We start from the raw sequence: 8,665 nt of genomic DNA on the forward strand, positions 1-8,665 counted from the left end.
TCAATTCTTACCCCACAAAGGCGTTTGAACTCCTGGTTAGTTAAATCTTTAACTTTTTGATAGGTCATTATTTTCCCTTATACTGACCCATTTATATCTTTTTTATTGGACTTTTGCAAGAGGTCTATGGTAAGATAAGATGCTAAGGCACAAGAGGGAGGATGTCGCTTAGGCAGAACATTTGTACTAAATATAATGCCCCCTCATGGGTTTAAGCTTGCTCTGATGGTACATAGTTCATTTGTTCTGCAATGCCAGACCGGCTCCCGGCACAAGGGCACAAGAGAATCAACATCGATGGGTCAAATTGCTATTTTAGAAGCCTTTTCTGATTTACCAGATGCTCGTAGAGGGCAGCGGATGTTGACACTCAATGGCTCTATGTCTGGCTATCTTTACCCTAGCAGTCGCTGCAGGGAATAAAGGATTTTTAGCGTACGCTGATTGGATTGAAACAATCGTGAGGAGTTGAGCCAATTGTTTCAAGTCAACCGACTGCCATCATACAGCACAATCCGCCGAGTGTTACTGAATATGGATTACTCAGATTATTCAGCAAGGCTCGCTTGCTTTTTCGAGATCACTCCGGAAGCGGGAGAGACTTTAGGGGTAGATGGGAAAGTTTTGAGAGGGTCATTTATGGTCGAACAAGACAATCCACATTGCGATCGCCATCCCGCAATTATGTTAGTGAGTGCCTACTTGGTAGAGAGAGGATTAATTCTCAAGCCTGATATGGTTGTCAAAAAAACGAATGAGATTAAGGCAGTGCCAGAGTTGATCAAAGCACTAGCACTCAAAGGCGTGGTTTTTGCCTTTGATGCCATAAACACCCAAAAAAAACTTGTCAGCTGATCATCGATAGTGGGAATCACTATATAGCAGCCCTTAAAGGGAACCAACCAAAACTTTTTGCAGCCGCCCAACAGCAGTTCGTTCCTCAGCAATCTTTTGAACAGATCAATAAAGGACACGGTCGAATAGAAAAACGAAGTGTTAGTATTTGCCAAGTTACCCAAGGTTTGCCTTCTTGGCCTGGATTAGCTACCGTGATTCAAGTTCAGTCCCGACGGATTACTACAAATACTGATCAGACCCAGATCCGATACTATATCTCTGACTTGAAAGAAACGGCTGAACAATTTGCCAAGCGGATTCGAGGCTATTGGGGCGTAGAGAACAAAGTTCATTATGTCAGAGATGTCACTCAGGGTGAAGATAAATCTCGTATCAGGACAACTCCTCTGGTACAAATTTGGGCGATCGCTCGTAATTTAGCTCTGAATCTTTATCGAGATGCAGGGTTTGACAACATGGCTCAAGCACAAAGAAAATGCCAATTTGGGCTTAAGCATATTTTGGCACTTTTTAGAATGAAATAGCCCTGCCTATTAGCTATTAGCTATTAGCTATTACCTCTTACCTCTTACCTCTTACCTCTTACCTCTTACCTACTCCCTACTCCCTACTCCCTTTATTATTTAATTAATTAACTATAATGAATAAATCTCCAGAAGCTCCCCGTAAAATTACTAATCAAGCGCCAGTTTTATTTATTCCTAATGTCTTGGATAGAGAGTTTTGTCAAACCCTAATTAATATTTGGGAAACTGAAGGGAATCAAGAGTCCTATTCAATGATTGAGCATAAGGGAGAATTGACTCCCATTGAGGACGATGATTATAAAAGACGCAGAGACCATTTTCTTCAAGAAGGGGAAACCCATCAACGTTTAAGATATTTCATCCGTCAACAGGTTCGCCCTGCAATCAAGAAAGCCTTTCATTTTGAAATTACTCGATTTGAGAGTTTTCGGATTGGTTGCTATGATGCTAATACTGGCGGATATTTTCGACCCCATCGGGATGATGCTACGGAAGGAACTGCCTATCGTCGCTTTGCTATGACTATTAATTTGAATGTGGAAGACTATGAAGGGGGCTGTTTAAGATTTCCAGAATACGGATTGGATTTATATCAGCCGGAAACAGGCAGTGCTTTGATTTTTTCCTGTTCCCTGCTTCACGAGGTTACAGATGTTATTAAAGGACGACGGTTTGCTCTGCTGTCATTTTTCCATGGTGAACATGAGGCTCAGTTGGTTGAGGAGTACAATCGGCGTGTGATGGTTAGTTAGAGGTAAGCATTCAGCTGTCAGCTATCAGCTATCAGATGTAGGGTGGGCAGTGCACCAGACAGATAATCAAGCTTGCAAAGGGCGTTGGTAGGCACTGCCCACCCTACTAGGATTAATGACTCGCTCCAGAGCGGCTTCTGCTATGAAGCTTCCACCACCTGAACGAGGTGGTGGTGTCCTATGCTAACCTGGAACTACGAAGCGTCCACAGGTCACATAGACAAGCCCAGCTTCTAGGCGGTCGTCCAGGACTTTTGCTGGAACGACCCTCGTTGTCATTTCTGCGAACGAGCTTAAGTACACCTCTAGCACCAATGTTGTAAGCGCCATTAAGGTCGGCATTGAATCGCTTAGCTGAAGGGAAGGTTGCTAGGGTATAATTCTTTGAATTTCGTTTAACCGTACCAGAACCATCATAGGCAAGTTTTGAGGTGTAAGCCGCCACGACCTCTATAACTTTGCCTCCAAGTTCAGCCCATTTCATTTCCGTAAAATCACGAATCTTTGCTTTGAGCCATCCGTGAAATCTTTGCCTTAAATTGGAGCGTTTCCTTCCGCCCTTTGGCTTCCATCCTTTAAGATTCTCAAATACAATCGCTTCAGAATTAAACTTTTCAGCAATCTCAACAATTCCCTTAGAAACAATGTGGCCAATCTGGTTGTTAATTCTTTGGCATTTTTGGTAGGTCTTGGAGCAAAAACCTTTGTGCAGTTTTCCTCCTTTTCCCATTGTCTTTGATGCCCTTAAGGATACGGATTTCAGTCGTTTATCTCTGCGGTCTATGTCTCTTCCAGGATGAATAAACTCACGGTGGATTACAGTACCGCTGTGGGTTACAACTGCTATGGTAGCAGTTGTATTAATACCCAAGTCTACCGCAGTTACGTTAGATCTTGGTTTGCGTTTTTCTGGTTTACAAGTAAATGGAACAGATAGATGACAATACCTATCATTGAAGATCAATGAAGGGGACATCATCTTGTTAGTGGCACAGGCGTGGCGCTCTCTTAATCCAGTTATCTGAACTGTAGTCCAAATCCAATCTAAACCATTGAAGACTTTGATTTCGACTTGGTCAAAACCATGCAGCTTATAGCATTGACCTTTATACAAAGCTGGATAGCAACCAGTATCAGCATTTAATCTTGGTGGCTTGCTATCTTTCCTTTTTCGGACGCCAGATTGCCATTCACGGTATCGAGTTGCATAGCTGCTAACCTGTCCAGCTGCGAATGCAATTGCTGCTCGACGGTAGTAACTAGGAAATTTATGGAAAGTTTTGTTGAATTGAGGATATTTTATTTTGGGTCGCTTGGCTGTTTTGTGCATCAATCCCTCAACAGCAGGAGTTAGCTGGTCAGCAGTTAACTCGCCCAATTCGCCCCAGTGAATATAAATAATACCAACCAAATATCGACAAGCCTGGCGGTACACCTTCACCGTCTCACCAAACAAAAAGCGCTGTTTGGCAGTCGGGTTAAGAGTCCACTTATCGGTGCGAATGATTTTGGCTGGCGTCTTCACAGGCTCAACTGAATTGCTAGTATGTCACCAGATTAAATCATAGTGATTAAACATGTCAACCTCTTTCCGCTCTTTTGCACAGACGGTTTCGCTAATCAAGATTCATATAGTGTTTGTGACAAAATACCGCCACCCAGTGATTACAGGAAACATATAAGAAGACATCAAAGATCTGGTCAAAAGTATTTGTGAAAAAAATGACTGTATTCTTGAGGATGCCAAGGCCGACCTAGGGGAAAATGATCACATCCATCTTCTGATTGACCTAGCCCCTAAGGTGTCAATTTCCAAGCTTTGCAATACCCTCAAAACGGTGACTAGCAGAGAAATTAGAAAAAGATATGCAAAAAAAAGAATTGGCTCCCTATTACTGGAAGCCTGTCTTCTGGAAAAGAGGATTTAGTGCTGTGTCATGTGGAGGCGCACCGCTTTCTGTTCTGAAGCAGTATATAGAGAACCTTGGCTATGACGATTAATTAGTTTGCTCCTTAACCCCCACCTGGGCGTTCGCGTAGCGTGGCCTACGCCCAGGTGGGGGAATGCGTCGCACATTTGTTCAATTGCCGGAACCTTTGCCGTGCAGCAGAAGGATTCTGTTTTTGTTCTTCTCGTTGTTGGCGGCAAAACTCTAGCCAGTCAGCTAAGTAAGTGCTAACCTCTTCTTTGTTGTGTAGATAGTAGAGAATAGTGCCATGGACTTGTTCTAGCGATGCAGCGCGGTCTTGGGGGTTTCCCCCATGAGCGACTGCATCAAGACAGGGTAATTGTCTCAAATTGTTGGGTAATTTCTTCAGGGGTTCTGGCGCGATAGATATATTCGTAGAGGACGCTTTCGATACCAATGCGGCTACCTTTGATGCGAATGTCGTCAGAGGCTAGGAAGTCGAAGTAGTCTTGGATTTCCATGGCAATTTGTAATGATTTGGTAAAACGTTTTTTTAATTGCGTAATCTAGCTATCGAGCATTTTAACACAGGGCAATCAGGGGTTAATATTGGATTTTTTTTATTTTTATTTGTTGTTTTAATTGGGCGGTTGGGTTGAATTTCGGTGCGTTACACTTTCGTGCTTCGCACCCTACAAGATCTGCTCAAATTGGCAGTCGTCGCAGTCGGTAACGAGTATCATCCACCGTGATAATTGCACCTGCTTCCAAATCTTCCCCACACTCAGCCAGCACCGCCAGCAATCTTGCACCAACACTTGCAGGATTTGTATTCTTCAAGCGAAATATGATCACACTAGGCAGCAAAGCAGAACTTGCTGCCAATAGATCACCAAAATCCAAGTCAAAAGTTAAAACAATGCGCTCCTCTTGCCTTGCCTTTTCCAGAATCAAAGCATCTAAGAGCCGTTCTAATCCTTGTTCGTAAAGATGTACCGTATCATATCCCTGTTGACGCAGTAATTGAACAGTTAAAGGAGAGACACCCATATCTGCTAAAAACTTCATGCGGCACTTCCACTGAAAGGCCGAACTTGCTCACTAGCCAAAAATGCTGCATACAGAAGACTAGCTTTAATATCTTCTGCTTCTAGATAGGGATAAGCTTCAAGAATTTCGTTGACATCCATACCGTCGGCTACCAAACTTAGCACTAAAGATACTGTAATCCTCATGCCTCGAACACAAGCACGTCCTCCCATTATTTGGGGATCAAAGGTAATGCGTTCAAATACCAGTTTCTTATCTGTCATAACTAACACCTTGTATTTTTCTTAACTATATAGTACTTACAGTGAAGGGGTAATGTAAGCATTCAGCTATCAGCTATCAGCTATCAGCTATCAGCTATCAGCTATCAGCTATCATCTCTGAGCTCTCAGCTTTTGAATAAGCGATGCAGAGGTGCGACCCGTGGCGAATTTAATTACGGGTCAAACGCACCATTACGGTCTTGGGGGTCCCCCCCACTCGCTATTGCCGTGGTTTCCCCCACTCGCGCAATAATCAAGACAACAAGTAAGCATTGGTTTAATAGTCACGAAAGTCCCAGCGTCGAAGCCTGTCCCACGAAGCCTGTGCCACAGAGCTGACGCCTGACGGCTGATAGCTGAATGCTTACGGGATAATTCCCTTACTTGATGGGATCAGCTCCGCCTACAAAATATGCGATCGCACTACAAGAGCAGGGGATTGACCGTTCGCGCAGCGTCGGGCTTTGTCCGAAAGGTCATGCTACGCGAACGCACTATGCAATACCATTATTTTATTCTCAATAATGAGTTTTGGCGCGGTGAATATAGATCAGCTTATGCTCATTGTCAATTGTGTCAATAATTCTATCTTTATAACTTAAACCCATAGAAAAGAAACCAGCAAGATTGCCCACCAGCTTTTTACCAGCATAAGGATTTATACTGATCGTGTCCTGAATCATTGTTTTAAGTTTTTGCTTTAATTTGGGCGTAAGTTTGGCAACATCCCTTTTGGTGCGCGTTCCCGACAAGCGTGAACGCGCACCGCTTGGGAGCAGGTCAGTTTTGTAAGAACAAAAGTACTATTAAGCCCTGAGGCTTGGAAGTTTTTAGTTTCAGAACCCAAATTCTTTCATCAAATCTTCGCGGCTGGATACCCCATCCCTGGCCGTAGGCCACGCTGCGCGAACGTTCAGGGTGGGGAGGAAAGCCGCGCCTTCAACTAGTGGTTTACAATTAAGCCCGTTGCACGTTTTAGGAGTCGGACTTTTCGGGCTGTAAATTGTCCGATTCTTTTCCAGTTAGCATCACTAACAGAAACTTGTTTAACGGTTTCTCCGCTTACCCAACCTCGCGAAATTATCTTGGCTTTAACAGCTTCGACATAGTCCCCTTTTCGGAACCCGTGGTGAGTAGTCGTTCCACCATATTTACGCCGTTTACCACCTTTTGAAAACTGTAGTAGATGCAATTGACGACGACTTATAGGGGCACGTTTGACTACAGAGAAAACAGCATTAGTTACATCACAGTTCTTAGGGACACTTAATTTGCCTCTGTTGTGATAATAGTTTTTCCGACTAGAGAAATGAGTGGCGGCTAAAGCTATTCCATCTACCCCATGAGTGTTAATGGTTTGCCGACTTTTATCAGCTTTGTCTTTGATTAATCCCAAAGCCTCTCTTTTAAGAGCAGTCTCCCAGCCTTGCTTTTGAGTAACTGGAGCTATTTTTTCTAGCTGGGATATTGACCAATACTGACCTACCATTACAGGTGAAAACCCTTTATTTCCTCTAGCCTTAACTACCTCATAAACGATAGATTTCACTGGGTACAAAGAATTAAGTTCTTTGATCACACGTTGCTCTAGTTGACGGTTTGCCCGAATAGAGGGAGGTATTTTTTTGTTTGTTCGATTATCAAATCGTTTTTGCCGGTGAGACCTTTGTGAATAAGGTACCTTTCGGTTTATTCGACGACTTCTACGAGTTCTTCTCATCATTCGCCGAGTATCCATACGTACGCGAACCTTTTTATATGGCAGAACTAAATGACCAGTCCAAAGAGTAGCCCTGTTTGACTGGACAGCAATACCAGAAAACCTTTTGCCTGGGTCAATACCAACAGCGATATCCTGAGTCTTCTCTCCAGACGGTTGGTTAATTAATTGAACAGCAAAAAGACCTAAGTCATTCTGATGAATAGTAGCCAAACCTTTTTTGATCCACCGGCGAGCACGAGAGGCTTTTGTAGGCATTAGTGGTTTGCCGTCGGGCGAAATTACTGGTACTCGTAACATGGTGATAAACCTCACGAGAAAAGTATTTGAGTTAAAACTCGTCCCCTGGCCGTAGGCCACGCTACGCGAACGATCACCGAATCTAAGATGTCCTGTCTAACAGCAACTGACAACACAGTTTTGAAGAGGTTTGAACTGGGGAAGCATTCAAACGTTCGTCCCAAAATTCGGCTCATATGATCTAGTCAAACCAGAGAAGTTGGTTGTCTTCTCAAGCCCCAACCTCAACGAAGTAGGTTGGGGTTATTGACTCAAAATGAAATGCTAAGTAGGTCGGGCTTGAAAAGCTCAGGTATGTTAAGTTAAATAAAGCAATAATACTTTCAATGCTAAGAAGCATTCACTATGGGCGCACGCTTAAGAATCTTTCCTCTGTGCCGAACTTGAGCGCACTTTATTTGAACTTCGCACTGCCACTACGGTTCCCCAGCGAGTCAAAGACCGAGCGCAAGTAATTCGTTTAAACCATCAGGGCCTGTATGTAGAGAAAATTGCTGCCTATTTCGGCTGGAATGTTCGAACTGTCCGTGAGGTCATTCATCGATGGCAACACAAAGGCTTGGGGGGACTATGGGATGCTCCTAGACCCGGAGCCCAGAAGCGTTGGCAGCCTGAGGATATTGAATATCTAGAATCCTGCTTACGCCAGGAGGAACGCACCTACAATAGCAAACAGTTAGCCCAAAAGCTGGCTAATGACCGTCATGTTAAGTTGAGCCCGGATCACCTCAGACGAGTGCTTAAAAAAAGGGGGTGATTTGGAAGCGTACTCGCCAAAGTCACAGAGGGAAGCAAGACCCTATAGAAAAGGCAACCAAGCAAGCCGACCTAGAGATGTTGCAATGGTCAGCGGCAGTAGGAGAAATCGACTTATTCTATCTCGATGAGTCGGGATTTTGTATGTGGATGCCCGTAGAACACAGCTATTTCTTTAGAGGTGAGCAAAAGCGCCTTGAACAGACAGCCCGCAAAGGAAGACGCATTAGCATTTTGGGATTGCTACAACCTAAGCGTGAGCTTTGTCTATGGACTGGTGGTGGGCAGTTTCAACGGGGAGCGCTACATCACGATGATGGATGAACAAGCTCGTCAGGCCAAGCAACAACTCGATCAAACCGGTCGGCTCCGGGTGATTGTCCAGGACAATGGTCCGGTTCATAAGCTGTTGCGCATTTAAACTGTGATAACAGCATTGCCTTTGTTTTTTATTTTTCGTACCCATTTTATAATTAACCCTCCTTCATTTAAAAGATGATTTAACAAACATTCTAATTCTTCAATTGAT

The 8,665-nt window shown here is 43.8% G+C and carries 8 protein-coding genes and 4 pseudogenes; 6 read left to right on the forward strand and 6 right to left on the reverse strand.

Annotated features, from left to right (window positions below; translation table 11 throughout):
* The first annotated feature begins 297 nt into the window (after positions 1-297).
* The 3 genes and pseudogenes from F6K63_RS35500 (at position 298) to F6K63_RS35510 (ending at position 2,137) form a co-directional block, all read left to right on the forward strand.
* Positions 298-423 carry a hypothetical protein gene (locus F6K63_RS35500; protein ID WP_287314820.1) on the forward strand — a complete coding sequence of 42 codons (126 nt, stop codon included), beginning with the start codon at positions 298-300 and terminating at the stop codon, positions 421-423.
* A 111-nt stretch (positions 424-534) separates the two neighbouring features.
* Positions 535-1,382 (forward strand): annotated as a pseudogene (locus F6K63_RS35505) (ISAs1 family transposase).
* A gap of 116 nt (positions 1,383-1,498) precedes the next feature.
* Positions 1,499-2,137, forward strand: a complete 639-nt coding sequence (locus tag F6K63_RS35510) for a 2OG-Fe(II) oxygenase family protein (RefSeq protein WP_287253682.1) — start codon at positions 1,499-1,501, stop codon at positions 2,135-2,137.
* Positions 2,138-2,315: 178 nt separating this feature from the next.
* Here the strand turns inward: F6K63_RS35510 and F6K63_RS35515 are convergent, their stop codons facing one another.
* Entirely contained in the window at positions 2,316-3,662 is a 1,347-nt protein-coding gene (locus tag F6K63_RS35515) for an IS200/IS605 family accessory protein TnpB-related protein (RefSeq protein ID WP_287253683.1), read from the reverse strand.
* Positions 3,663-3,714: 52 nt separating this feature from the next.
* On the opposite strand from F6K63_RS35515, the pseudogene tnpA reads away from it, so the two are divergent.
* Positions 3,715-4,138: pseudogene (gene tnpA, locus F6K63_RS38175) on the forward strand (IS200/IS605 family transposase).
* 45 nt (positions 4,139-4,183) lie between these two features.
* On the opposite strand, the pseudogene F6K63_RS35530 reads toward tnpA, so the two are convergent.
* From F6K63_RS35530 to F6K63_RS35540, 3 genes and pseudogenes are all read right to left on the reverse strand, one after another.
* A pseudogene (locus F6K63_RS35530) lies at positions 4,184-4,568 on the reverse strand (DUF433 domain-containing protein).
* 184 nt (positions 4,569-4,752) lie between these two features.
* Positions 4,753-5,115: a DUF5615 family PIN-like protein gene (locus F6K63_RS35535; RefSeq protein WP_287253688.1), complete on the reverse strand. Its 363-nt coding sequence runs from the start codon at positions 5,113-5,115 to the stop codon at positions 4,753-4,755.
* Entirely contained in the window at positions 5,112-5,360 is a 249-nt protein-coding gene (locus F6K63_RS35540) for a DUF433 domain-containing protein (protein WP_287253690.1), read from the reverse strand. Before F6K63_RS35540 ends, F6K63_RS35535 begins: the two co-directional genes overlap by 4 nt.
* 387 nt (positions 5,361-5,747) lie before the next feature.
* Here F6K63_RS35540 and F6K63_RS35545 point away from each other — a divergent pair, with 387 nt between their 5' ends.
* Complete coding sequence (locus F6K63_RS35545; RefSeq protein WP_287314821.1) at positions 5,748-5,885, forward strand: hypothetical protein; 138 nt, start codon at positions 5,748-5,750, stop codon at positions 5,883-5,885.
* Here the strand turns inward: F6K63_RS35545 and F6K63_RS35550 are convergent.
* Positions 5,879-6,043: a type II toxin-antitoxin system RelE/ParE family toxin gene (locus F6K63_RS35550; protein ID WP_353813171.1), complete on the reverse strand. Its 165-nt coding sequence runs from the start codon at positions 6,041-6,043 to the stop codon at positions 5,879-5,881. The two genes, F6K63_RS35545 and F6K63_RS35550, sit on opposite strands and share 7 nt — an antisense overlap.
* A gap of 260 nt (positions 6,044-6,303) precedes the next feature.
* Positions 6,304-7,380: an RRXRR domain-containing protein gene (locus F6K63_RS35555; RefSeq protein ID WP_287314825.1), complete on the reverse strand. Its 1,077-nt coding sequence runs from the start codon at positions 7,378-7,380 to the stop codon at positions 6,304-6,306.
* 345 nt (positions 7,381-7,725) lie between these two features.
* Here F6K63_RS35555 and F6K63_RS35560 point away from each other — a divergent pair.
* Positions 7,726-8,539 (forward strand): annotated as a pseudogene (locus tag F6K63_RS35560) (IS630 family transposase); the annotation flags it as partial.
* Positions 8,540-8,665 lie beyond the last annotated feature (126 nt).

The sequence above is a fragment of the Moorena sp. SIO1G6 genome (genome assembly GCF_010672795.1).
Lineage (GTDB): Bacteria > Cyanobacteriota > Cyanobacteriia > Cyanobacteriales > Coleofasciculaceae > Moorena > Moorena producens.